Genomic DNA, 442 nt, shown 5'->3' on the forward strand with positions numbered 1-442 from the left:
AAAAGTCTTATTTCACTTTCACTTATACCTTCGTTTCTTTTAAATACTGCCGCACAAAAAAAAACTAAGTATTAAATGACAAAATTCATAAAGAATTTAGATGGAATATTTGAAGTTCTCCTTCTAATGATAATTGCAGGAAGCCTTCTTAACATCAATTGGTTTTTCAATCCCGTATTCGCTTCTTATTATGCCTTTTGCTTATTTTCTCTAATTTTTATAATACTTGTCCTTATAAATGTTACCAGAAAATCAGTTGAGCTATGGTATAACCAGCCGATATTATATCTGGGAATATGGTCTTTATATATCGTACTGCGTAATACTGTTTCTAAAATTGACTCTGATACATTCATGGTCTACATGAGCATAATTTCTTTATTAACACTAACTGCAGCAACGGTTTTTAATTCAGTTTCATTTAACTTAAAAAGATTCTTTT

The 442-nt window shown here is 29.2% G+C and carries 1 protein-coding gene; it reads left to right on the forward strand.

From position 1 onward, the window contains the following. Positions 1 to 75: 75 nt before the first annotated feature. The coding region (locus B0A81_RS21780; protein ID WP_208861329.1) for a hypothetical protein at positions 76 to 442 on the forward strand (367 nt) is incomplete at its 3' end.

Source organism: Flavobacterium plurextorum (assembly GCF_002217395.1).
GTDB classification, from domain to species: domain Bacteria; phylum Bacteroidota; class Bacteroidia; order Flavobacteriales; family Flavobacteriaceae; genus Flavobacterium; species Flavobacterium plurextorum.